The sequence below is a fragment of the Mucilaginibacter sp. genome (assembly GCF_039207105.1).
In the GTDB taxonomy this organism is placed as follows: Bacteria; Bacteroidota; Bacteroidia; order Sphingobacteriales; family Sphingobacteriaceae; genus Mucilaginibacter.
Map to the genome: position 1 here is coordinate 5603 of NZ_JBCECK010000029.1, position 22274 is coordinate 27876.

At 40.9% G+C, this 22274-nt stretch carries 24 protein-coding genes and 1 riboswitch; of the genes, 9 read left to right on the forward strand and 15 right to left on the reverse strand.

Annotated features, from left to right (window positions below; translation table 11 throughout):
• The 6 genes from AAGC65_RS08530 to AAGC65_RS08555 form a co-directional block, all read right to left on the reverse strand.
• Positions 1-1312 (reverse strand): lactate utilization protein B (locus AAGC65_RS08530; RefSeq protein WP_343112014.1); only part of this gene is annotated, 1312 nt, incomplete at its 3' end.
• Positions 1305-2048 carry a (Fe-S)-binding protein gene (locus AAGC65_RS08535; RefSeq protein ID WP_343112015.1) on the reverse strand — a complete coding sequence of 248 codons (744 nt, stop codon included), beginning with the start codon at positions 2046-2048 and terminating at the stop codon, positions 1305-1307. The genes AAGC65_RS08535 and AAGC65_RS08530, both read right to left, overlap by 8 nt.
• Positions 2049-2329: 281 nt before the next feature.
• On the reverse strand, positions 2330-2974 hold the full coding sequence (locus AAGC65_RS08540) for an START domain-containing protein (protein ID WP_343112016.1): 645 nt from the start codon (positions 2972-2974) through the stop codon (positions 2330-2332).
• Between the two features lie 118 nt (positions 2975-3092).
• Positions 3093-5783 carry a family 78 glycoside hydrolase catalytic domain gene (locus AAGC65_RS08545; RefSeq protein WP_343112017.1) on the reverse strand — a complete coding sequence of 897 codons (2691 nt, stop codon included), beginning with the start codon at positions 5781-5783 and terminating at the stop codon, positions 3093-3095.
• A 174-nt stretch (positions 5784-5957) separates the two neighbouring features.
• A complete protein-coding gene (locus tag AAGC65_RS08550; protein ID WP_343112018.1) occupies positions 5958-6512 on the reverse strand; it encodes an arylesterase in 555 nt (184 codons plus the stop codon).
• 20 nt (positions 6513-6532) lie between these two features.
• Positions 6533-6742, reverse strand: a complete 210-nt coding sequence (locus AAGC65_RS08555; protein ID WP_343112019.1) for a YtxH domain-containing protein — start codon at positions 6740-6742, stop codon at positions 6533-6535.
• Positions 6743-6866: 124 nt separating this feature from the next.
• Between AAGC65_RS08555 and AAGC65_RS08560 the strand changes: the two genes are divergently transcribed.
• The 8 genes from AAGC65_RS08560 (at position 6867) to AAGC65_RS08595 (ending at position 14079) form a co-directional block, all read left to right on the forward strand.
• Positions 6867-7622 carry a YdcF family protein gene (locus AAGC65_RS08560; RefSeq protein WP_343112020.1) on the forward strand — a complete coding sequence of 252 codons (756 nt, stop codon included), beginning with the start codon at positions 6867-6869 and terminating at the stop codon, positions 7620-7622.
• 34 nt (positions 7623-7656) lie between these two features.
• Complete coding sequence (locus AAGC65_RS08565; RefSeq protein ID WP_343112021.1) at positions 7657-8358, forward strand: response regulator transcription factor; 702 nt, start codon at positions 7657-7659, stop codon at positions 8356-8358.
• Positions 8342-9709 (forward strand): HAMP domain-containing sensor histidine kinase, encoded by a 1368-nt coding sequence (locus tag AAGC65_RS08570; RefSeq protein ID WP_343112022.1) that lies wholly within the window; start codon positions 8342-8344, stop codon positions 9707-9709. Before AAGC65_RS08565 ends, AAGC65_RS08570 begins: the two co-directional genes overlap by 17 nt.
• A 104-nt stretch (positions 9710-9813) precedes the next feature.
• Positions 9814-10293 (forward strand): hypothetical protein, encoded by a 480-nt coding sequence (locus AAGC65_RS08575; RefSeq protein WP_343112023.1) that lies wholly within the window; start codon positions 9814-9816, stop codon positions 10291-10293.
• A 23-nt stretch (positions 10294-10316) separates the two neighbouring features.
• Positions 10317-11237 carry a bestrophin family ion channel gene (locus AAGC65_RS08580; protein WP_343112024.1) on the forward strand — a complete coding sequence of 307 codons (921 nt, stop codon included), beginning with the start codon at positions 10317-10319 and terminating at the stop codon, positions 11235-11237.
• Between the two features lie 252 nt (positions 11238-11489).
• Positions 11490-11597, reverse strand: a riboswitch (SAM riboswitch).
• A gap of 196 nt (positions 11598-11793) precedes the next feature.
• The gene (argH, locus tag AAGC65_RS08585; protein ID WP_343112025.1) at positions 11794-13128 is read left to right on the forward strand and encodes an argininosuccinate lyase; all 1335 of its coding nucleotides are present in this window, start codon (positions 11794-11796) and stop codon (positions 13126-13128) included.
• Positions 13129-13134: 6 nt separating this feature from the next.
• A complete protein-coding gene (locus AAGC65_RS08590; RefSeq protein ID WP_343112026.1) occupies positions 13135-13338 on the forward strand; it encodes a YwbE family protein in 204 nt (67 codons plus the stop codon).
• Between the two features lie 45 nt (positions 13339-13383).
• A complete protein-coding gene (locus AAGC65_RS08595; RefSeq protein WP_343112027.1) occupies positions 13384-14079 on the forward strand; it encodes a DUF1345 domain-containing protein in 696 nt (231 codons plus the stop codon).
• Here AAGC65_RS08595 and AAGC65_RS08600 read toward each other — a convergent pair.
• From AAGC65_RS08600 to AAGC65_RS08620, 5 genes are all read right to left on the reverse strand, one after another.
• The gene (locus AAGC65_RS08600) at positions 14076-15005 is read right to left on the reverse strand and encodes a DUF72 domain-containing protein (protein WP_343112028.1); all 930 of its coding nucleotides are present in this window, start codon (positions 15003-15005) and stop codon (positions 14076-14078) included. The two genes, AAGC65_RS08595 and AAGC65_RS08600, sit on opposite strands and share 4 nt — an antisense overlap.
• A gap of 99 nt (positions 15006-15104) precedes the next feature.
• On the reverse strand, positions 15105-15866 hold the full coding sequence (locus tag AAGC65_RS08605; RefSeq protein ID WP_343112029.1) for an SDR family oxidoreductase: 762 nt from the start codon (positions 15864-15866) through the stop codon (positions 15105-15107).
• Positions 15867-16050: 184 nt separating this feature from the next.
• Positions 16051-16446, reverse strand: a complete 396-nt coding sequence (locus AAGC65_RS08610; RefSeq protein ID WP_343112030.1) for an AraC family transcriptional regulator — start codon at positions 16444-16446, stop codon at positions 16051-16053.
• Positions 16447-16454: 8 nt separating this feature from the next.
• Positions 16455-18080 carry an amidase gene (locus AAGC65_RS08615; protein ID WP_343112031.1) on the reverse strand — a complete coding sequence of 542 codons (1626 nt, stop codon included), beginning with the start codon at positions 18078-18080 and terminating at the stop codon, positions 16455-16457.
• Between the two features lie 172 nt (positions 18081-18252).
• Positions 18253-18996, reverse strand: a complete 744-nt coding sequence (locus tag AAGC65_RS08620; RefSeq protein ID WP_343112032.1) for an SGNH/GDSL hydrolase family protein — start codon at positions 18994-18996, stop codon at positions 18253-18255.
• A 218-nt stretch (positions 18997-19214) separates the two neighbouring features.
• Between AAGC65_RS08620 and AAGC65_RS08625 the strand changes: the two genes are divergently transcribed.
• On the forward strand, positions 19215-19637 hold the full coding sequence (locus tag AAGC65_RS08625; RefSeq protein ID WP_343112033.1) for a hypothetical protein: 423 nt from the start codon (positions 19215-19217) through the stop codon (positions 19635-19637).
• Between the two features lie 179 nt (positions 19638-19816).
• Here AAGC65_RS08625 and AAGC65_RS08630 read toward each other — a convergent pair whose 3' ends face one another.
• The 4 genes from AAGC65_RS08630 to AAGC65_RS08645 form a co-directional block, all read right to left on the reverse strand.
• Positions 19817-20236: a BLUF domain-containing protein gene (locus tag AAGC65_RS08630; protein ID WP_343112034.1), complete on the reverse strand. Its 420-nt coding sequence runs from the start codon at positions 20234-20236 to the stop codon at positions 19817-19819.
• 137 nt (positions 20237-20373) lie between these two features.
• Positions 20374-21135, reverse strand: a complete 762-nt coding sequence (locus tag AAGC65_RS08635) for an MBL fold metallo-hydrolase (RefSeq protein WP_343112035.1) — start codon at positions 21133-21135, stop codon at positions 20374-20376.
• Positions 21132-21404, reverse strand: a complete 273-nt coding sequence (locus AAGC65_RS08640; protein WP_343112036.1) for a hypothetical protein — start codon at positions 21402-21404, stop codon at positions 21132-21134. Before AAGC65_RS08640 ends, AAGC65_RS08635 begins: the two co-directional genes overlap by 4 nt.
• 122 nt (positions 21405-21526) lie before the next feature.
• Positions 21527-22096: a CAP domain-containing protein gene (locus AAGC65_RS08645; RefSeq protein ID WP_343112037.1), complete on the reverse strand. Its 570-nt coding sequence runs from the start codon at positions 22094-22096 to the stop codon at positions 21527-21529.
• Positions 22097-22274: the final 178 nt, after the last annotated feature.

Below are 22274 nucleotides of genomic sequence, written 5' to 3' on the forward strand. Positions count from 1 at the left end.
GTTTATACCAGGGATTCAACTGATTGTTAACTGCAAATGGAGCATATTTAAATGTCAACCTACCAGCCTTGCCGGCAGTTCTGTACAATGAAGGTGAAGACAAGGTAACTGCCATAGCTTTCATGGCCAGTGTTTTGGCTGTAGGACTGTAACCTTCTTTTACTATAACCTGCCGCCATTTATAAAGCTGATCATGAATGTCTATTTTAACCGGGCAAACATTACTGCACGAACCACAAAGCGTGGATGCAAAGGGCAGGTCGGCGTATTTTTTCATATCCAGATTAGGCGCCAGGATAGAGCCTATAGGGCCGGCAATAGCGGTATGATAGCTATGGCCGCCGCTTTTGCGATATACAGGGCAAGTGTTCATACAGGCTCCACAACGTATACATTTGAGTGAGTTGCGGAAATCTTCGCGACCTAATTGTATACTGCGGCCGTTATCAACAATTACAATATGAATTTCGCGGCCTTGCTGCGGTTTTTTAAAATGGCTGGAATAGGTAGTAATAGGCTGTCCTGTCGCGCTGCGGGTAAGTAGGCGTAAAAAGACACCCAGATGTTTTCTTTCCGGGATGATTTTTTCCATACCCATTGAGGCTATGTGTATTTCGGCCAGATGAGCGCCCATATCTGCATTGCCCTCATTGGTGCAAATCACAAATTCACCAGTTTCGGCAACGGCAAAGTTAATGCCTGTTAACGCTGCACGCCGGGTTAAAAACACTTCGCGCAAATGCTGACGGGCAGTTTCGGTTAGTATTTTGGGGTCCGATTCGCCTTTGGCAGAGCCTAAGTGTTCATGAAAAATATCACCTATTTCTTCTTTCTTTTTATGGATGCAGGGTAGTACAATATGGCTCGGTGGTTCTTCTGCCAGTTGAACAATGCGTTCGCCCAAATCAGAGTCGATCACGTCAATACCGTGTTCTTTGAGGTATTCGTTCAAGTGACACTCTTCGGTTAGCATCGATTTGCTTTTGACCATACGGTCAATACCCCGGTCTGCTAACAGTTTATGAACTATCTGGTTATGTTCGGCAGCGTCGGCAGCCCAGTGTACCACAACACCGTTTTTAAGGGCGTTTGCCTCAAATTGTACCAGGTAACCGCTAAGGTTTGATAATACATTATTTTTGATCTGCGATGCTGTATCGCGCAACAATTCCCACTCGGGTAATTTATGGGCGGCAATATCACGCTTGGCGCGTACCCACCAAAGGGTTTCATCGTGCCAGTCAACACGGGGTTCATCCTTGTTAAAGTCGGCAGCCAGTTGGGAGTGACTTTTTGTAGCAGTATTACTCATGACTGTAATGGTTTAAAATTTCAGCAACATGAATTACTTTAACATTGCTGTTTTGCCTGCGTAAAATGCCTTCCATGTGCATCAGGCATGAAAGATCGGCCGAGGTGATATATTCTGCCCCGTGTTCAAGATGGTCATCCACACGGTCTTTTCCCATTTTTGAAGATACAGCCTCTTCTACAACGCAAAACGTTCCGCCAAAGCCGCAGCAATCATCCTGCCTGCCCAGTGTTATCAGTTCAAGTCCTTGCACCATATTAAGCAGATGTGCAGGTTTGTTAAAATCCGGAGCCACCAACTCACTCATTTGCGATATTTTTAAGCCTCGCAAACCATGACAGCTGCTGTGTAAACCTACCTTATGAGGGAAGTTTGCCTGCAGGTTTTCAACCTTTAATACATCAACCAAGAACTCGGTGAGTTCGTAAACTTTTTTGCGTATCTCAATCGCCTGATCTTCTTTTTCCGGTGAATGCAGATGTTCTTTGATATGCAGCGTACAACTGCCCGATGGACACACAACATAATCATATCCGGAAAAATTATCTACAAATAAATTATTGCAACCTGTGGTCAGGTGCTCATAGCCAGAGTTGGCCATAGGCTGCCCGCAGCAGGTTTGATTTTTAGGATAGTGTACCTCAACGCCCAGTTTTTCAAGTAATTGCAGTGTGGCTATAGCTGCTCCGGGATAAAACTGATCAACATAGCAGGGTACAAATAAAGCTACCTTCATTTTATAGTTTTTTACTTTAATTGGTTAAAGCAATATTAGCAGTATACACGGTAAAACCATCCTCAGGTGTCTTCAAGTATTTTTAACGAAAAATATCCTGGCAGGCAGGGCTTGTGCCAAGGCTAATTTGAATACCTGCTAATAAAATGTAGCTAACATAGCTGCATGCTAAACAACGAAATTACGGCGATTGTTGGCAAGTGTTATCAGCTTTTTTTGCAAAAGATTGATGGTAATTAGCGTAAAAAGCGGGGCTTAATTATGATGCAGAAAAGCACAGCTTAATCGGCAATATAAGCCAGTTTTACGTTTTTATAGGTACCCTTTTGGAGCTGAAGTTTTAGTTTTTTAAAGCTTTCTGTTGGGCCCTGTGTGATAAACATATTCAACAACCAAGCAGGTACACTACCTCCCGGATCTAAATGCAGGGTGTATTCTACTTTTACTTGTCCGCTGTCTGTGGGGGTAATTATCCATTTACCAACGGAATGTTCAATTCTAACTATGCCATCTTTAGCAGGTATCATATCCGGGATGCAGGGAGCATCAACTGTGATAACTTTTGTTGTTGGGTCTTGAGTTACTTTGATGTGTGCTATAAAATCGCGGTTATGCACTGGCCACGGGATGGTTACTTCTGAATAATAATAGAGCTCCGAAGGCGATACTTGTTTGATCATGTTAACAGATTTGGTATGATAAACCCAATCTATGCTGCCTTTTATATCCAGTAATACTGCAACCAATTGAGCCGGTGTGGCATTTAAGGCACATTCAACCTTAATGGCTTTTATTTTTGAATCGGGTACGTGGCGGGTGTAAACTTTAATGCCTTCTTTGTTTGTGCTTAATGCCCAGGGCTCATCAGCTTTGGCTATAAATAGAATAAGCAAAAACAGCAGCGATAAAGTTATTTTTTTGTACATGATTAGCAGGACTAAATATTATGTAACAAAAATATGTACTAAACAAGCCGGTGAGTTAACCGGCTTGTCAGTAAAAGGTCATTTGATATTAAGTAGAGGAGAATATGAAAAATCTATGTCAATTAGAAGAGTCGGTTATTTCAAAAACATATTTCCCGGCAGTTATCCTATAAGGTTGTGAGTTGCCTATAGGTTTGCCAGCCTGGTAAACTTTACCCTTCGGAAAAGTGATAGATGCCGTAGAATTGGCAGGTATTGTAACTTTATAAGTAACCTTATCACCTGCGCGCTGCCATGAGGATACTATTTTGCCATAAGGCCCATCATGTGTAGCGGTGAACTCATTTAAACCAACAGCAAAATGAGGCTGCAGTATCACGTTTTTAAAGCCGGGATGGTCCTGATCTGCATGGATACCCGCTATGCCTTTATATAACCATGCCCCAATTTCGCCAAACATGATATGGTTAAGGGAGATGTCGGATTTGGCATCTATTTTCCAGTTTTCATACAGTGTAGTTGCGCCGTTAACCATCCACCAGCCCCATGAAGGGTAGGTTTCCTGCGATGCTATTTTGTAAGCCACATCTGGATAACCATTATCGCTCAACGCACCCAAAATTGCTTTAGCGCCCAAGATACCTACATCCAAATGAAAATTATCATCCTCTACACGTTTGGCCAGGTTAGCAGCAACTTTGCTTTTCATATTCTGCGGCACCACATCCCAATAAAGAGGTACGCTTAGTTCTGTTTGTAAGCCTTTACCATAAATGCCTGTTTCGGTATTTAGGTATTTAGCGTTGATGGCATTTTTGATTTTGGCCGCCAGTGCAGAATATTTCACAAAATCAGCCTGTTTACCTAATATTTTAGCAGCTTTAGCCAAAATGCTGGCATCGGTGTAATAATATACGGAGGAGGTAAGCTCAACCGGCGATACCGATTTAACAGGTACCCAATCGCCCAAGCCCCAGGTTGTTAAGCCGGTGGGGTAAAGTTCATCAATATGGTTTACGTATTTTTGGATGCTTGTATAACTATCGGCCAGTAGCTTGCTATCGCCATAAAACATATAAATGTTCCAGGGAATAATAGCAATAGTGCTGGTCCAGTCGGGGCCGTTGCCCCATTCATAGCCCCAGCCGCCGGTTGGGATAATGGACGGCAGCACACCATTAGGCTGTTGCTCATCACGATGATCGGCGAGCCATTTTTCGTAAATAGTTATGGCATCAAAGTTATATAACCCGGTTTCGCTGGCTATATGGGCATCGCCGGTCCAACCGTTCTTTTCGCGCTGAGGGCAATCGGTAGGGTAGCCAAAAAGGTTGCTCAGGTATGAGTTGTTGGTAGCCTCCCATATCTGGTTAATAGTTTTGTTAGACGATGTAACTGTGCCGATAGGTGCTACATCGCTGTGCATAAAATAGGCTTTCAGGCTCTCTTTAGTCAGTTCAATAGGTTTGCTGCTGCTAACTTCAACATATTGAAAACCTTTATAATTAAACTTGGGCATAAAGGTTTCCTCACCTTTACCGCTCAGGATAAAAATATCAGTTTGAAAAGGATCCTTATCAGTAGTTGGACGGTAATGAAGGTCGATGTTGGATTGATCGACATGCCCATTCTTATTCAGCCGTTCGGCATGTTTAAGACGGATGATGGTTCCTGAATCGCCTTTTACAGTGATCTTGCTAACGCCAGATATGTTACGCCCAATATCAAACACCCACAGGTTGTTATCAATTTTGGTAATGGTTTTAGCGGCTATTTCCTGTACATTACGAATTGGCTGTAAGCTTTGAGCTACAATATTTTGAGAAGGGGCCGAACGGTAAATGGCAGGCTTCCAGGTGCTGTCAACAAAGTTGGGGGTGTTCCAGCCGGGTTGCTCTTTACGGGCATCATAATGCTCGGCAGTGTAGATGCTGTTGAATATTACCGGACTTAAAGATGTTTTCCATTGCGTATTTGATGATACGGTTTCAACAGAACCATCGGTATAAGTAATGCGCAGATCCATACAAAAAGTTGGTCGGCCACGCCAAGGCGCCTGGTGAAAATACCAAACAGCGGTACTCTGGTGATTATACCATCCGTTACCTAACAATACGCCAACGGCGTTTTTACCATTTTGTAATTGAGCAGTAACATCATAAGCTACATATAAGGTGCGCCTGTCAAAACGGGTATACATAGGATCGAGACGGTGATTGCCGATTTTTTGCCCGTTAATATATAGCTCGTACAAACCGGCAACTGCTATGTACGCGCGTGCCGATCGGATTTGCTTGTCTACTTTGAATGTATGCCTAAAATAAGGTGCAGGGTTAACGGCAATGCCTTTATTATCGCTTATGAATGAACCCTTCCAGTTGCGCATATCCATCATGCCCGTTTCAAAACTGTTAACCGTGGATGACTGTAGCTTTTTACCTGTCTGATCCCACAATTGTACACGCCAATAATATTTAGTAAAAGGCTGTAACGCTTTACCCTGATAAGTTACCAGGTTTGCGGCAGATGAAATTTTTGCGGTTAACCAACTATCGCCCTTACCTGTGCTTACCGCAGCCGAATCAATTCCGGTAATAACCCGATAAGCGGTTTGCGCAGCCCTTTGCCTGCCATCGGCCATAAGCCAGCTTAAACGGGGATGCTGCGAGTCGATACCTATAGGATTAAACAGGTGTTCGCATTGTAAGTCCGCAGCTTTGCCTGGTGTTTGCGCTACCGCAATTTGAGTAATAAAACTACCAAGTAATAAGGCAATGCAAAGTGCTGATTTACATAAATATTTGTTCATAAAAAATAGCAAAAAGGTTTATAAAAGTGATTAAATGCTTTTAGCAAGTAAGGGGGTACTGAGTAAAAGCCTGATTTAAACATGAAGTTGATGCGGTTAACAACAATGTTAAAAGGATATTTTGGTTTATGCAAGGCAAACTATCCTGTACTGTCTGTGAGGACGGTTAACAAATTATAGTAACCCGCGTAGTACAGGCCAAACATTATTGGCCATGACGCGATAGCCCTCGGCAGATGGATGGAGCATGTCCGGGAGGTTTAGATGACTTTGTCCGGCAACACCGGCAAGGTAAAAAGGTACAAATGCCATCCGGTTAGCATCAGCAAGTTTGCGAAATATAGCCCGGAAATCTGTCGCGAACTGCCCGGGGATAAACGCGGGTATCTCCATACCCATTAATGCCAGTTTTATGCCTGGGAACTTTAGTTTAACCTTATCAATAATGGCTTGCAGATTTTTATGTGTTGTTTGAGGCGGTATTCCCCTTATAATATCATTAATGCCAAGCTCCAGTACAAATATATGTATGGGGCGGTTTGTCCAATAGTCTAAACGTAAAAGCCCGCCTGCAGATGTGTCTCCGCTAAAACCACCGTTAATTACATGATAAGGTAATTGATCAGCATCAATCCTTTGCTGTATAAGGGCCGGGAGCGATTCTGTTTTAACATCTTTTAAGCCATAGCCGGCAGTAAGGCTATCGCCAAAAAAAAGAATATTATTCATAGAAAGTAAAGGGACAACTATTAAAGTTTGTTCTTATCCCTGAAATCTTGCGTGCGGGCTGCTATTTGCTCTAAAGTAAGTTCGCCGTATTTTTTAACACGGTCAAACCATTCCGGGCCATTTTCAGCCAAATCATCAATTATTGATTTTCCGTCAGGGCCTTTTTTAGTTACATAGTTTATGCCGTAAGCAACTGCTGCACCAACGACAAGAAATTTCAATAAGCGCATAATTTTACTTTTAATAATTTATGACAAGGATGATGCCAGTTTGTTATATGGCATATTTATAAGCCATTTAAGCGGGCCAAAAGTATAATGTTTTAATTACTTTTACGGCAAAGCTCGTTATTATATGTTTTTTATCCTATCAAAAGTACTATCATTTTTGCTTTATCCGCTGCTTTATGTATTTGTTTTATTGTTGATAGCTGTTTTTTCAAAAAATGCTCAAAAGAAACGTAAATACCTGATATACGGTTTAATTACGCTTTACGTTTTCTCCAACTCCTTTTTGATTAACCGTTTTGCTGGCGCCTGGGATATTGCCCCTGCAAAGCTGGAAAATGGTAAAGTATACAATGCCGCCATTTTGCTCGGTGGATTTTCATCAGATGATAGTGAGGGGCAGGGAATGTTTAATACAGCGGCCGACAGATTTATACAGGCTGTACTTTTACAGAAAACAGGCAGAATAAAGAATATTGTTGTAACAGGCGGCAATGGTAACTTAAACCCGTCGGCCTTTAGAGAAGGAGCCTGGGTTAGGTATAAATTAAAGGATGCTCAGATACCCGACAGTTGTGTTTTGATTGAAGATCAATCACGTAATACATTGGAAAATGCATCGTTTACTAAAGTATTGCTACAGAAACACAAGCAGCAAGGGCCTTATTTGCTGGTAACATCGGCTTTTCATATGCGGAGGTCTGTAAGGATATTCAGAAAAACAGGTATAGATGTTGTACCATACCCTTGTAATTATATTGCCGGAAGAGGTGCTTTTGCTTTGGATGAGTTTGTGCCCAGTGCCGATGCATTAAGTAAATGGAGTACCTATATTAAAGAAGTTATTGGCTTGTCGGTAAACTATATTTCAAACAAAGGGTAGCTATAATGCTTATTTATAAACTATAAAATAACGTATGGGGATATTGTTAGTTGAGGACGAACCAAATGTTGTATCTGTAATAAAACGTGGACTTGCCGATTACGGCTTTGAAGTAAGTGTGGCCGCAAATGGAGCAACCGGCTTACAGATGGCCCTTGATAACAATTTTGACCTGGTGATATTAGATGTAATGCTGCCTGTTATGGATGGCATTCAGGTATGCAAACTCATCAGACAACAAAAACAAAGCGTTCCCATCATTATGCTCACGGCGCTTGACTCTACAGAAAACATTGTGAGTGGTCTGGATAGCGGAGCTGATGACTACCTGGTTAAGCCCTTTAAAATAGCTGAACTGGCGGCCCGTTTGCGTACCCTGTTACGCAGAAAAGGTGGCGATATGCAAACTAAAACTAATGTGTACACCATTAGTAATCTTGAGCTTAACGTTGAATCAAAGATAGCGTATAGGGATAAGGAACCGTTAAAGCTCACGGCAACTGAGTTTAGACTGCTGGAATATTTTATCAGAAACCAAAAGAAGGTACTATCCCGTATTCAAATATTAGAAAGCGTTTGGGATATTGATTTTAATATGGGTACCAATGTAGTGGATGTGTATGTAAATTACCTTCGTAAAAAACTGGAGAAGAACAGTACTTCAAAACTCATACATACCGTTTTTGGTATGGGATATATCATGAAAGAGGGTGAGGTAGATGAAAATACAAAGTAAAATAACCCTGCTTTTCCTGTTACTTTCTGGTGCTATATTGATATTGCTTAACATTACTGTTTTTTATCTGGTATACAGATTTGGTTTCGATGACTTTTTTAAACGGTTGGAAGCCCGAGTGAATATATCTGCCGAGGTGAATATTTTCCCGAGTGCAAAGAGCGGGGCCTACCAGGAAATGAGAAACAAATACCTGGAAAGGCTGGAGGCTGAGCAGGCCTATTTATTTAACATAGATACCATAAACAGGGTTCACATTAAAGGTAATATTGATGTTAAAAGTGGCTTTATTCAGAATATATTAAGGAATGGCAGGGCTCGTTATAAGCTTGACAATACCTTTTATGCCGGCAGGCAATTTAATAAGGGGACAGAAAAATACATTGTAATAGTTTCAGCATCAGATCCGGCTGGTTTTCAAGAGTTGAAAGATCTGCAGGAGATACTTATCTATGGTTTTTTAGCTGCTATGGTGCTGGTGTATTTTGTTGGGAAGATATTTTCGTTTTACACCTTTCAGCCCATCAGGCGCATTATCAGTAACGTGAAAAATATCACGGCCAATAATCTCCATTTCAGACTGGACGAATTAACAGGTAAAGACGAGGTAGCCGAACTTTCCTATACTTTTAACGATATGCTTAACCGGCTGGAAACAGCCTTTGAAACACAGAATAATTTTGTAAGCAATGCTTCACATGAATTGCGTACGCCTTTAACTATTATCAGTACCGAAGCCGAACTGGCTTTGAGTAAAGATAATGTGAGCGCGGAGCAGCGTGAAGTTTTTAATACCATTTATTCTGAATCTGAAAAACTGGGGCAGATATTAAGCAGTCTGCTATCTTTGGCACAAACAGGTTTTGATGGTAAAAAGCAACGCTGGGAGAGCATCAGGATAGATGAATTGGTGATGGTGGCCTCAGAATCTGTTAAAAAGATAAAACCTGATAGCAACATTGAGATCGATCTGGACACCATGCCTGCTGATGAGCGTTTACTTTACGTGAGCGGAAACAGCAACTTACTCAAATTGGCTATCACTAACATCATTAGTAATGCCTGTAAATATTCAGATAACCGCATGGTAAAGATCAGGATGATGGCCGAAAATAATAAAGTAATTGTGTCTGTAGCAGATCAGGGCATAGGTATACCTCAAACCGAGTTGCAGCACATATTTGAACCTTTTTTCAGGGCGTCAAACACACATAGTTATGAGGGACATGGTGTAGGGCTGCCACTAACGCTAAATATTATACGCCTGCATAAAGGCAGCATCGGCATCCGGTCGGAGGTTGGTAGTGGTACCGAGATCAAGGTATTTTTACCCGTTGATAAGTCGGCGTAAAATTCTAATCAAATTCTAATAACTTTCTTAAATCGTCCTAATTATTGGGGGCTAAACTTGTATCAAGCAAAAGGATATAAGTTAAACCATTAATAATTAAGATTATGAAAACGTTGCTCATCCCCACAGATTTTACTTACCAGTCACTTCAAAGCATACCTGAAATAGCCCAGCAATACTATCCGCAAAAGGTAAATATCATGCTGGTGCATATGTTAAAAATAACCGATTCTATCAGCGAGTTGCTGATGCTTTCGCGCCGGTCGACCGAGATCAGGCAGATACCTGATAACTTTTACATCCGTTGCCGCGATCTTGAAAAGGACTACAGTCATTTAATTGAACGCATTCACATTGATATTTTTTATGGCAGCACTATAGCCGTTTTTAACAACTACCTTGATGCGCATGAGGTAGATGGTATTGTGCCACCACACAGCAATTATCAATTATTGTTTAAAAACAGTATTGATCCTGAAGTACTGATCGATAGGTGTTCCATAAGGGTAATCAACATTGCCGAAACAACCGGGCCAATGGTTGATATCATCACTCCGGAAAATGAACTGGTTGAACAGCAGTAATTGATCATCTAAACAAAAACATTATGTTATTAAAAGAAAATATTCCGGCAACCTACGTTTTCGGCAAAATAAAAAAGGAACTGATCATGGTAGCTATTTATTCAACGGCTATCTATTTTGTACATCAGTACTATAATTTAGAGCAAATATCTATACCCTTGGCAGTGCCCACCATATTAGGTACCATCATCTCCCTGTTACTGGCTTTCCGATCAAACCAGGCTTATGACCGCTGGTGGGAGGCTCGCATACTTTGGGGAGGTATAGTAAATGATTGCCGCACCTTTACCCGGCAGGTATTAACATTTGTTGACAGCAGTTACGATGGTGAAGAAAAATGGGCATTGAAAGAGCGGATTGTAAAACGCCAGATAGCCTGGTGTTACAGTTTGAGCCATCACCTGCGTAAGCAAAACTCCAAGCAAAACCTGGAAGCTTATTTGAGTGAAGACGATCTGAACAGTATTAAAGATATGGATCATGTACCTCTGGCGTTAAATGAACTGCAAGGGCACGATCTGCGCACTTTGTATAAATTGGGTTGGATAAATGAATACCAGCAGGTTACTATGGATGGTACCTTAACAGGTTTTGTAAACACGATGGGAGGCTGCGAGCGTATCAAAAACACCGTATTCCCGGCTACTTACAGCGTTTATATACACTGGCTGGTATTGTTTTTTGTGCTACTGCTTCCGTTTAGCCTGATGGAGTTTTTTGGTGCGCTGCAGGTTCCGCTGGTTATAGCGATATCATCGGCATTCTTCCTGATTGAAAAAATGGCTATCCATTTGCAGGATCCGTTTGAAAACATGCCAACAGATACCCCAACCACTACCATCAGCCGTAAAATTGAGCATGACTTGAAGCAAATGCTGAAAGATGAATCGCCAAGAAATACGGATGCAGTGCCTGTAAACCAAGCCGTATTTTATATACTATAGCAACTGATTAACCCCATATATATCCCTAAAGCGGCGCTATTTTTAGCGTCGCTTTTATTTTGTGATTAATACCATAATGTATTTTGCACAAGTAAGGGTGAGTTTGAAATTTATAAGAAATAAAAAGGAATTTGATGTCGTGGGCAGATTCGAACTGCCGTAGAAGGTTTTGCAGACCTTAACCTATCCTCTCGGTCACACGACTTAAAAAAAACTATAAATCACTTACTAAGATGGGCGGTGGTTAAGATTGTATTATCTTTCTCCTTGCGGAGCAGGAATTAGCACCTTTTACATTATGCGGATGTACAGGTTGCTAAGACGTCTTTGGGCCTTTCCCTCAGTCTTTCTTGATAAGCTAATAAAGAACTATTTGTCTGTTGACACTGCAAATATAAAAACTATTTATATAATTCCTATAGGATTAGTAGAAATTTTAAAAAAATATGATTGCCATAAAATTTGTCCTGAGCGATAGCGAAGGATCTGTTGGAGAGGATATAGCAGATGTTATATATCTCTCTTACAAATACGCAATAATTCACATATTTGCAGTATGAGCAAATTATGGCAAAAAACTACTAATGTAAATGAGCTGGTAGAGAGTTTTACTGTCGGCCGCGACAGGGAATTTGATGAACAAATGGCCGCATTTGATGTGTTGGGATCGTTGGCACATACCCGTATGCTGCAAAGCATAGGCTTGATGGATACCGCTGATCTTGATCTGGTTCAACGCGAATTAAAATCCATTTACGCAGACATTGAAAAAGGAGGTTTTACCATTGAAGATGGGGTAGAGGATGTGCATTCGCAAGTTGAAATGCTGCTAACTCAGCGCATTGGCGATGCCGGAAAAAAAATCCACAGCGGCCGTTCCCGTAACGACCAGGTGCTGGTTGACCTTAAATTATTTTTTCGCCATCAGTTACAGCAAGTAGTTGAGGAAACTGAAAGCCTGTTCCGTGAGCTTATGGCATTAAGTGAGAAGCATAAAGATGTTTTATTACCCGGCTATACCCATTTACAGGTGGCCATGCCATCATCATTTGGCCTGTGGTTTGGCGCTTATGCCGAAAGTCTGGCCGATGATTTGGAACTTGTTTTAGCCGCTTACCGTATTACTAATAAAAACCCGCTGGGCTCTGCCGCAGGCTATGGTTCATCATTCCCTTTAAACCGTACGCTAACAACCCAGTTACTGGGATTTGATAGCCTGAATTATAATGTGGTTTACGCCCAAATGGGCCGTGGCAAAACCGAGAGGATCATTGCTCAGGCCATATCATCTGTAGCCGCTACGCTGGCCAAAATGGCAATGGATCAGGCTTTATACCTGAGCCAGAATTTTGCCTTTGTAAGTTACCCTGATACCCTAACTACTGGTAGCAGCATTATGCCGCACAAAAAAAATCCGGATGTATGGGAAATTATGCGCGGTAAATGTAACCGCCTGCAGGCTTTACCTACAGACGTAGCCATGATGACCACCAATCTGCCATCAGGCTATCATCGGGAGTTGCAGTTACTGAAAGAGCTGCTGTTCCCGGCATTTGCCGATCTGAAAAGCTGTTTGCACATGGCTACTTTCATGCTGCAGAATATTACCGTTAATACCGATATTTTAAATGATCCTAAATATGCTTATCTGTTCAGCGTAGAAGAAGTAAATCGTATGGTACTAAGTGGGACACCTTTCCGCGACGCGTACAAACAAATAGGTCTGGCCATTGAACAAGGTGATTTTAACCCTGATAAAACAGTAAACCATACCCACGAAGGCAGTATTGGTAATTTAGGGAATGAACATATCACCGCCGCGTTTGATAAATTGGTAGCTAATTTTGATTTCAAAAAGGTTGAAGCGGCGATCAAGGAACTGGTAAAGTAACAAACAATGAACGGACAAAACAGAAGCGATATTTATCCTGGCCTTGAAGTTGATATCATCCTGAAAAAAGATCAGCGTACAGGTACCCTTACACGTGGAATTGTAAAAAGGTTGCTTACGAGTGCTGCCTACCATTCCCGGGGTATCAAAGTGCAACTGGACGACGGACAGGTTGGACGTGTGGCCTGGATAGTGGAAGAGGAAGATTAATTAATTCTACACAATTCATTGCCATATTTACTGTAAACCTTTATTATGCCTGTAAGCAAAAGAAAAACAAAATTATGGCTGCGGATGGATGCCCATTACCGCTTACTTATTGCATTGGTAGCCGGAGTAGCTGTAGCTTTTTTTTGCTGGGGAAATTTTGGTGTCCCCGCGGTAATATTATTTACCTGGATAGCTTTTGCTTTAATTGTTATTATTTTGGATTGGGTGATCATTCTCTCGTCGCACCCGGCAGAAATACGCAAAATTGCCAAAATTGAAGATTCAAGCCGTACACTGATATTTTTGTTTGTGATCGTGGCTTCATTGATCAGTATGCTGGCCATTTTCTTTTTGTTAAAATCCTCCAAGCAACTCTCTCCTGAGGCTGTTACCTGGCACGTTCTATTAGGTATGGCATCGGTTATTGTTTCGTGGGTGCTGGTACATACCATATTCAGCCTTCGTTACGCCCATATGTATTATGCAACAGATACTGATGACGATAATAAAAGGAAACCATTAGGCGGATTAGATTTTCCGGGTAATTTAAAAGACCCGGATTACCTTGATTTTGTATATTTTTCCTTTGTTATCGGCATGACCTTCCAGGTATCGGATGTAGAGATCTCCTCCCGCCAAATCCGCCGGCTGGCCTGGATACATGGTATGATATCATTCGCTTTCAACACCGCTATAGTGGCCCTCAGCATAAATGTGATATCGGGCCTGGTGGCTAACTAAAATAAAGAGCTTTGTGCTGTATCAATGAATTTGGGGCGAAGCAGGTTTGTACCTAATTCATTATTCAATTTATCAGTAACGTAATCGCTCAGTATGGGAGAGTAGCGTTCATCATGCTGATGCATAAAGAACCATACCGATTGCAGGCCTTGTTGCTGCCATTGTTTTATACGGGCAACCCATTCATCTAAGCGTTTTTTATCCGAATCAAAATTGTCGTTTACCAATCCGTTACCTACAAAGCGGATAAAAGCATGTGGGGTAGGCAGGTTCATGTGCACCACATCGCGCCGGCCGGTGGCATCGGTTATCACAGCGCCGATGTTTAGGTACTGCAATAGTTTGAAAACTTTTTCGCTGTTCTCAGGTACCGCAAACCAGTCTTTGTGCCTCAATTCAACAAACACGGGTACATCTTTAGGTAGCTGCTCCAGATAGGCCTTTAACTCCGGAAAGCTTTTGGGTGTATAGTTATCGCTCAGCTGTAAAAACATGGGGCCAAGCTTATCGCCAAAAGCCATAACACCTTCGTAATAGCTGGTGGTAATATCTTCAGCATTTTTTAAACGGCGTATATGGCTGATACTTTGCGAAAATTTAGGACAAAATTTAAAATTTGGATTGCTATCGGCCTTGGCTTTCCACTTGCTAATGGTATCAGGCCCGTAAACATTGTAAAAGGTGGCATTAAGCTCAATGCAATCAAAGTGTTTTACATATTCATCCAGAAAGTTGGCGTCTTTGGTTTTAGGCGGGTAGATCTGCCCAATCCATTCTTTACGACCCCATTTGGCGCAGCCTACATGTACCTGTAAAGGTTGGCTGTTTTTTGCGGCTGCTAAGGTGCTTACAGTTAATTCAGGATCAGGAGGAAGGGTAAAATCAACGTTTGCTAATTCTTCCGGGTTTACGCGGCCAAATTCCATATCAATGCTTTATTTTTTGCAAGATAAGGTTTTGGCAGGAATGGATGAAGATCATAAAAAAGTAGAGGCGTATTTATACACCTCTACTTTTTTTATCGCCTATAAAAACATGCCGCCCGATGCTTCAATGCGCTGCGCGTTTATCCAACGGCCTTCTTCGGTACATAAAAATGCTACAATGCCGCCAATATCATCCGGTAATCCCGGGCGACCAAGTGCAGTAATACTTGAAATACGATCATGCATCCCTTCGTGTGAAAAAGCTTCTTTGGTAAAGTCGGTTTCAATAATGCCCGGAGCAACCACATTGGCAGCAATACCTCTGTGCCCAAGCTCTTTTGCCAGGTAGCGTGTAAATACCTCAATAGCGCCTTTCATTGAGCCGTAGGCAGCATAGCCAGGGGTTGCAAAGCGGGCCAGGCCACTTGAAAAATTGATGATGCGGCCACCATCGGCAATAACCGGCAGGCTTTTCTGGGTTAAAAAGTAAACGCCTTTAAAGTGTATGTTAAACAGATTGTCGAAATCTTCTTCGGTGGTATCGGCAAATTTTGATGCCGCGTCAATACCCGCGTTATTGATCAGGAAATCAAAAGTATCACGCCCCCATTTTTCATCCAAGGTTGTTTTTACCTGCTCTATAAAACCATCAAATGATTTGGTGATGCCGGTATCCAGTTGCAAGGCAGCCGCTTTTTGTCCAGCTTTTTCAATTTCGGCAACTACTGCCTCTGCCTCTTCCTTTTTACTGCGGTAAGTGATAATTACATCAATACCTTTTTTAGCCAGATGTAATGCTGAATTTTTACCCAAACCCCGACTCCCTCCGGTAACAAGGGCTATTTTATTAGTTGTACTCATTCTTTTGCTTTGTTGTTGTTTTATATTAACAATACAAAGTTGCAGCTAAAGCGTATTTTAATTATGGTGACTGCTTCAGATAAAATGGTATCAGCTTCAGATAAAATGGTACCAGCTTAGTGAATAATTATTACATGGGGGAGATTAAAGGCCTGCAACAACTATAATCAGACTTAATTAATGGTTATTGTTGGTATTGCTTCAAAAGTACTTGCTCCCGGTATTGCTTGGGGGTAATACCTTCAAAGCGTTTGAAAAATTTGGTAAAATTTGAAGGATCAAAAGTAAGCTTCGATGCAATCTCGGCTATAGCCATATTATTGTTTTGCAACATGCTTTTAGCAATTACTATTAACTTTTCCTCAAAAAAATCGCAAGGCGTTTTGCCGGTAGTTAATTTAACGGTGTTGGTTAAATGTGTAGGATGTATATGCAGTATATCGGCAAAGTCCCTTATCTCCATCATGTCCAATACCTTGCTCTCCACAACATCCTGCAGGTGCTGATCAAGCGCTTTCAGAAAATCGCTGGTTATTTCATGCTGACGGGCTAATATCTTTTTGGGGATTTCTGTGGCCATACACAAAGTTAAGCAAACAGATCAGGCTTAAAAGCAGGGGATACCCTTTTTTTAGATGCCTGCTCATAGGCATAAGCCAGTTTAATAATGTCACCTTCTTTATAAGCTGTACTAAAAAATGAAAGCCCAATGGGTAAGCCATAAACCATACCCATTGGTACAGTAATATGCGGATACCCGGCTTTAGCAGCAGGCCCCGATAATGAAAAACCATTATCATAATCGCCGTTAACCAGGTCAATGCAGTTTGCCGGGCCGTTGGTTGGGCCTATAATAGCATCCAGGTTATTGTCTGTTAGTATTTTATCAATGGCAGCCCGAGAGCCTTCGCTGGTTTGTTTTAAAGCGTCAAGATATTCCTGAGTATTCAAATCACCTTTAGTCTGCGCATATTCCAGCGTTTCCTGTTGAAAAAATGGCATGGCTTTAGCCTTGTTTTGTTTGTTGAAGGCAATTACGTCGGCAAGGGTTTTCATTTTACTATTGGCGTTAGCTAAATATTGATTTACGCCATCTTTAAATTCATATACCAGTACAGTAAACCCTTGTTTGTTTATGGTTTTTAATGCTTTGTTTACTTCAACCTCAACTATAATTGCACCTTTACTTTTAAGCAGATCAATAGCTTCATTTAATAGGGCTACTACCGATGGCTTACTATATTCAAATGATGGTTTTTCAATGCCCAGGCGTTTACCCTGCAGCCCGTTAGCATCAAGGAATTTGGTATAATCGGTTTCTATTTTTCCTCTGCTGCTTAGGGTATAGCTATCCTGCGTGTCGATACCTGCTAAGGCTCCTAAAAGTATGGCGGCGTCTTTAACGGTACGGGTCATTGGGCCGGCAGTATCCTGAGTTTTTGATATGGGAATGATGCCGGTACGGCTCCATAAGCCCACGGTAGGTTTAAGGCCTACCAGGCCATTTACAGATGATGGGGAAACGATAGAGCCATCTGTTTCTGTACCAATGCCTACCACGCATAGGTTAGCTGCCACTGCCGAGCCTGAACCAGCACTTGAACCGCTTGGGTTTCGGTCAAGTATATAAGGGCATTTGGTTTGCCCGCCACGGCTGCTCCATGCGCTGGTAGAATGGTTTGAACGGAAGTTGGCCCATTCGCTCAGGTTGGTTTTACCAAGCAAAACTGCGCCTGCTTCGCGCAGTTTTTGTATAATAAAGGCATCCTGTTTGGCAAAGTTATCTGCCAGGGCCAGCGAGCCAGCGGTAGTATGCATGGTATCACCCGTGTTGATATTGTCTTTAATGAGCACGGGAATACCGTGAAGCGGCCCGCGTATTTTACCTTTTGAACGTTCTTTATCCATAGCATCGGCTATGTTTAGAGCATCTTTATTGAGTTCAATAACGGAGTTTAGTTTTGGCCCATTTTTGTCTATCTGGTCAATGCGTTTTAGATAAAACTCGGTAAGCTGGCGTGAGGTATATTGTTTGGTCTGCATTTTTTGCTGCAGATCGGTTATGGTAGCTTCAGAAAGTTCAAACGGAGTATCAGGTTCGCCAGTGGTAGCTTTATTCGTGTCTTTTTCTACGGATGGTTGGCTATGCGCAACCAAAGAGGATAATGTTAAACCTGCTATTGAACCTGTTTTCAGGAAATTTCTTCTGTGCATAACCGTGATTTGTTTTTTGCTATAATTAACAAAATATTTGGCTTATTCAAAATAGCAGACTGATTTAAAACATCAAACGTTACATCTGCTGAAATTAAAGTATAAAACCAGTTACAACTAATCTCTATGGGATCAGTTGTAACTGGTTTTACCATAATAACATTTGAAAATATTATTTCTTTTTCAGTGCCTGCGCTATGGCTTGTTCTGCCAATGGCTCCATTACTTTATAACCCGCCAGGTTTGGATGCACACCATCGCCAGATAATGATTTAGGCAAACCTTTATTTTCATCAGCCATAGCAGAAAAATAATCAAGGTATACTAAATGATTTTTATCGGCATAATCTTTCAGCATAGCGTTAAGCTTAATAACCTTTGGAGCAGGTTCCAGGCCAGGGCGCCACGGAAAATCAACAGCGGGCAGTACCGAGGCAAGTACTACTTTTATACCTGCGTCTTTTGCCAATACGGCCATTGATTGTATGTTACCAAATACAGCTTCCAGTTTTATAGGACCATTGTTTTCGGCAATATCGTTGATGCCGGCCAATATCACTACCACAGCAGGTTTTAAATTAATAACATCATCGCGAAAGCGTACGAGCATCTGGGTAGTGGTTTGTCCGCTTATGCCACGGTCATAATATGGTTTACCGGTAAAAAAAGCAGGGTCGTTATTGATCCAGAAATCGGTAATAGAATCGCCCATATACACCACACTTTTAGGATTTTTGTTTGCCTGAGCTATTACATTAGCATTATCAGCCTCGAAGCGTTTAATGTTTGCCCAATCTTTATGAAATGCTTCATCCTGCTTTTTACGTTTAGCTTCTGCATCATCTGATGATGTAGTTTGAGCTTTCAAACCTGCGGTAAAAAGTACCAATAATAGTAGTGTTAATTTTAGTTTCATGTAGTTTGGTATAATTGATAGCTAAATGTATTACATAATTACAATAAATAAAAGCATTTAGCGCAAGCCATGTTAATTACCTGCTTGTTTTTCAAAGTGTAATAATCCCGATAGAATTTGAATAGGCCTACTTTTTAGCAGTCGATTATCGTTATATTCATACATCTGATTTTAATGTAATGATGCCAGATAAAATACTCAAAATACTTTTTGTTATCATGCTGCAAGCATTCTTAATATCATGTGATAAGCAGCACCAGGTTTTTGAAAGTAACTGCAATGAAGGCATAAGTTTTAAAAAGATCGGGTTCAGTGAACTAACTAATCACCTGGAGAAATATGATAAGCAATATGTTGAGGTTACGGGAAAGTACGTAGAAGGCTTTGAACAATCGGCTTTATTTAACGATAGCCTTTTTGCAGATCATTCTTTAAAAAAAGCTTTATGGGTAAATTTTAGCCAAGAATGCCCGCTATATTTAACCGGAACAAGGATCGGATTATTTGAATACCATAACGGTGCCTTTACTCAAATTAATAAAAGGTATATTACCATAAAAGGACAAGTTAATGTACGCAATACCGGATACTTAAAAAAGTATAAGGGGGCGTTAGATAAAGTAAGTTTTATTAAATTATAGTTAATAAAATAATCATTCTGAATTATTTTAATTTATATTTTGAATATTTATTATTCTTTAGTTAATTTGTAATTATATAATAGTAGAAATATAAAACAATGATTAATTTTTTATTGTTAATATTTCGAAATAGGTAATATTGATTACAAAGATAGCTTTGTGAATAAAATAACTTATGGTTAAAAAGAGATATAAAGCTTATTACTGTCAACAAATGTTTTAAGCATGTTAACGGTGATATGCTCGTTTCCGGTTGAATTGTTTAAAGGCGAACTAAGATAACCTTCAATTTCCTGTAGGGTTTCAGAATTTACAGAAGCGAAAGCCATTGACCAATCAGGAAAATTTCTTTGGTCTATTTTATCGTTTCCAAGTTTAATGATGTTCTTATGCCGGACATCCCGTTCAATGGCGTTATAAATAAGGTCCACGCTGGCTTCGTCACCTTCTATAACCTGCATAAAAGTGCCTTCGCAGTATAGTAACATTCCGGTAACATTATGCTTTTTATTTTTGTCGCGTGCAACGTTAAGTAATTCTAATAATTCTAATTCAGTCAACAGTCTTACAGCTGTGCTCACATAAACAATATATTTCATTCAACAGGGGGCTTGATATCCGTTGCAGGATATAAATACTTTATACCTCAACGGATGCTTGCAAATATTGTTTTTTTTTGGACGAAAAAAGTCCTATTTATTCTAAAATGTTAAACACCAGGGTTGTTTCCATTTTATTAAATCGTGATTTTAAGGCCATCATAAGCAAGTTCAACATTAGCAGGAAGTTCTTTTGATATGTCAAAATGTTTGCCTAAACGATGGCTGATATGGGTGAGGTATGTTTTCTCTGCCCCAATGTCATTAGCAAAGGCAATAGCTTCTGCAAGCGTGAAATGCGATATATGGGTTTGTTTTTGGAGTGCGTTAATAACGAGTGTTTTGGTACCTCTGATCTTTTGTTTCTCTTGTTCAGAAACCGTTTTGGCATCAGTGATGTAGGTGAAATCTTTTATTCTGAAACCTAATATAGGTAGTTTATAATGCATCACTTCAATAGGGGTAAACTTTACATCTCCTATTGAAAAAGGTGTTGTATCAATAGGATGCACAACAACTTGCGGTACACCCGGATAGCCGTTACCATCAAAAATATAAGGAAACTCGCGAATCAGCGCTTTTTGTACACGTGTATCGGCATAAACATCAACAGGGCTGTTTTGCTTGTAATTAAAAGCCCTGATATCATCCATACCGGCAATATGATCTTTATGCTCATGGGTAAATACAATAGCATCAAGATGTTTTACTCCGGCCCGGAGCATTTGGTACCTAAAATCGGGGCCCGAATCGATCGCTATTGTTTTATCGCCGGTTTCTATTAAAATAGAACTGCGCAGGCGTTTATCCTCCGCATCGGTTGAGGTACATATCTCGCATCCGCAGGCAATAACAGGTACACCCTGTGAAGTTCCGGTTCCTAAAAATGTTATGGTCACAGCTGCAGTTTAGTTTGTTTAATTTCCTGCATAAATGCAACCTGTTTTTCATCAAACAGTTTATAATCAACTTCCAGATCACGTAATAACTCAACAATGGCCAATATCTTACTCTCCAGATTAGAGAAGCGGTTAACAATTACCATACGGCTGTTGAGGAGCAGGCATGAGCCGGTTTTAAAGTTACCTTTCTCATAACGTACCCTGTACCCGGCTGATTTCAGCAGTAATTCCAGTTTTTCGAGCGTGTGGTTGGTGGCGGGTAACATGCAATTCAAAATTAACAAAAGTATATGTAATTGTGCTTTGAATTTCCCGAATTTTCAAAAAGCTGACGCTGAGATTGCTTGAATTGAAAGCCAATAGGGTCTTATTTAAATAGATAGGGCGATTAGTCGTGCCCGGCGATCTTTTTTTGTATCAGGCGATACTTGCCCGATTTAATCAATTTTTGCTGTTCAGCCGAGAAGGATTCACGCCCGCCAAAATCCTGAACCCAATAGTTTTTGTACATAGCTACCCCCACCTCTTTAAAATCCGGATTCATCAGGTTTAAACAATGGCCTTCGCTTTTAAACCAACCGTCCATAACTTCGTCTATGCTTTCCTGTCCGGCAGCTATGTTTTCACCTATGACATAACTTTTAAAGTCTTTATAAGTGTAGCCGGCCCTCAGTATCCTATCGCCCATGCTGCGGCCATCTTTACTCATATGATTAAAGTAATTGCGTTTCGCCATATCTTTCGCATGGCCTGCAGCGGCATCTTCCAGATCATTGTTCCAGCTTATAGGTGGGGCAGGGGGCATGTAACGTGCACCGCAATTGCAGCCTCTTTGCCTTGTTAAGTTAATACGGTTTAAAAAATCGGCTTTAAATTGCCGGCCGCTTTGCGCGTATACCCTATTAAATGTAATTAAAACAGTAAGTGTAACAATAATTGTAGCAATCAACTTCCTCATATACCTGTCAGACGGTTTTGCCGTCAGGTGGTTTAATTTATCTTAGCCTATCAAGCTCTATAGGAACGCTATGAGTGCCGTTTTCTTATGCGTATGCGCCATCGACCCTGTTTGCGCCGTTTGTAGTAAATGATAACTGCTATAGCCATTAAAGCCATGCTAATTATTAATATTACAG

Excerpts from the sequence above, each read along its gene's own strand:
- AAGC65_RS08535 (WP_343112015.1), bottom strand. The coding sequence starts at position 2,048 with ATGAAGGTAGCTTTATTTGTACCCTGCTATGTTGATCAGTTTTATCCC.
- AAGC65_RS08540 (WP_343112016.1), bottom strand. The coding sequence starts at position 2,974 with ATGTACAAAAAAATAACTTTATCGCTGCTGTTTTTGCTTATTCTATTT.
- AAGC65_RS08545 (WP_343112017.1), bottom strand. The coding sequence starts at position 5,783 with ATGAACAAATATTTATGTAAATCAGCACTTTGCATTGCCTTATTACTT.
- AAGC65_RS08550 (WP_343112018.1), bottom strand. The coding sequence starts at position 6,512 with ATGAATAATATTCTTTTTTTTGGCGATAGCCTTACTGCCGGCTATGGC.
- AAGC65_RS08555 (WP_343112019.1), bottom strand. The coding sequence starts at position 6,742 with ATGCGCTTATTGAAATTTCTTGTCGTTGGTGCAGCAGTTGCTTACGGC.
- AAGC65_RS08560 (WP_343112020.1), top strand. The coding sequence starts at position 6,867 with ATGTTTTTTATCCTATCAAAAGTACTATCATTTTTGCTTTATCCGCTG.
- AAGC65_RS08565 (WP_343112021.1), top strand. The coding sequence starts at position 7,657 with ATGGGGATATTGTTAGTTGAGGACGAACCAAATGTTGTATCTGTAATA.
- AAGC65_RS08570 (WP_343112022.1), top strand. The coding sequence starts at position 8,342 with ATGAAAATACAAAGTAAAATAACCCTGCTTTTCCTGTTACTTTCTGGT.
- AAGC65_RS08575 (WP_343112023.1), top strand. The coding sequence starts at position 9,814 with ATGAAAACGTTGCTCATCCCCACAGATTTTACTTACCAGTCACTTCAA.
- AAGC65_RS08580 (WP_343112024.1), top strand. The coding sequence starts at position 10,317 with ATGTTATTAAAAGAAAATATTCCGGCAACCTACGTTTTCGGCAAAATA.
- argH (WP_343112025.1), top strand. The coding sequence starts at position 11,794 with ATGAGCAAATTATGGCAAAAAACTACTAATGTAAATGAGCTGGTAGAG.
- AAGC65_RS08590 (WP_343112026.1), top strand. The coding sequence starts at position 13,135 with ATGAACGGACAAAACAGAAGCGATATTTATCCTGGCCTTGAAGTTGAT.
- AAGC65_RS08595 (WP_343112027.1), top strand. The coding sequence starts at position 13,384 with ATGCCTGTAAGCAAAAGAAAAACAAAATTATGGCTGCGGATGGATGCC.
- AAGC65_RS08600 (WP_343112028.1), bottom strand. The coding sequence starts at position 15,005 with ATGGAATTTGGCCGCGTAAACCCGGAAGAATTAGCAAACGTTGATTTT.
- AAGC65_RS08605 (WP_343112029.1), bottom strand. The coding sequence starts at position 15,866 with ATGAGTACAACTAATAAAATAGCCCTTGTTACCGGAGGGAGTCGGGGT.
- AAGC65_RS08610 (WP_343112030.1), bottom strand. The coding sequence starts at position 16,446 with ATGGCCACAGAAATCCCCAAAAAGATATTAGCCCGTCAGCATGAAATA.
- AAGC65_RS08615 (WP_343112031.1), bottom strand. The coding sequence starts at position 18,080 with ATGCACAGAAGAAATTTCCTGAAAACAGGTTCAATAGCAGGTTTAACA.
- AAGC65_RS08620 (WP_343112032.1), bottom strand. The coding sequence starts at position 18,996 with ATGAAACTAAAATTAACACTACTATTATTGGTACTTTTTACCGCAGGT.
- AAGC65_RS08625 (WP_343112033.1), top strand. The coding sequence starts at position 19,215 with ATGCTGCAAGCATTCTTAATATCATGTGATAAGCAGCACCAGGTTTTT.
- AAGC65_RS08630 (WP_343112034.1), bottom strand. The coding sequence starts at position 20,236 with ATGAAATATATTGTTTATGTGAGCACAGCTGTAAGACTGTTGACTGAA.
- AAGC65_RS08640 (WP_343112036.1), bottom strand. The coding sequence starts at position 21,404 with ATGTTACCCGCCACCAACCACACGCTCGAAAAACTGGAATTACTGCTG.
- AAGC65_RS08645 (WP_343112037.1), bottom strand. The coding sequence starts at position 22,096 with ATGAGGAAGTTGATTGCTACAATTATTGTTACACTTACTGTTTTAATT.